The sequence below is a fragment of the Streptomyces hazeniae genome (assembly GCF_031845485.1).
GTDB classification, from domain to species: Bacteria; Actinomycetota; Actinomycetes; order Streptomycetales; family Streptomycetaceae; genus Streptomyces; species Streptomyces hazeniae.
In genome coordinates this window covers 1-599 of sequence record NZ_JAVREQ010000092.1, presented here as the reverse complement: position 1 = coordinate 599, position 599 = coordinate 1, and the positions used below count along the sequence as shown (strand labels likewise).

Here is a 599-nt window from a genome sequence, read left to right as displayed (position 1 = left end):
GCCGAAGCGGGTCAGGCCCAGCGAGGAGGCCCGCAAGCTCTACCGAGAGCTGGCCCGCAAGGCCCACCCGGACCTGGCCCAGGACGAGCCGGAGCGGGAGCGCCGGGACGAGTTCATCACCCGGGTGAACGGCGCCTACGGACGCGGTGATGTCGAGCTGCTCAAGGAGCTGGCGGCGGAGTGGGCGGCGGGCCCGGTCCAGCAGCGGGCCGCGCTGAGCGAGAGCGAGGAGCTCTACGCCCGTCTGGAGTGGCTCAGCAGGCGCAAGGAGCTGCTCACGGTGCTCGCCAAGGAGCTGGAGGACAGCGCGATCGGCTCGATGCTCCGGATGGCTCCGGACGACCCGGACCAGCTCCTGGAGGACATCGGGGACCAGCTGCTGGGCGAGGTGTCCCGGCGGGAGGCCGAGCTCGCGGAGCTGGTGCAGTAGCGTTCCCGGTGACGTGGCCGCGTACGTACGAGAGAAGGCATGACCCATGAATTTCGCCCCGCTGCCCTCGGTGGACGTCGCGGAGGTGCCGTCGGACGGCTTCGTCCTGGACGTGCGCGAGAACGACGAGTGGGCGGCCGGTCATGTCGAGGGCGCGCTGCACATTCCG

General features: G+C 71.0%; 1 protein-coding gene and 1 pseudogene. Both read left to right on the top strand.

Going from position 1 to position 599, the window contains the following annotated elements; all coding sequences use genetic code 11:
* Nucleotides 1-430 (top strand): annotated as a pseudogene (locus RM572_RS28740) (hypothetical protein); the annotation flags it as partial.
* A gap of 46 nt (nt 431-476) precedes the next feature.
* The coding region (locus RM572_RS28735; RefSeq protein ID WP_311676300.1) for a rhodanese-like domain-containing protein at nt 477-599 on the top strand (123 nt) is incomplete at its 3' end.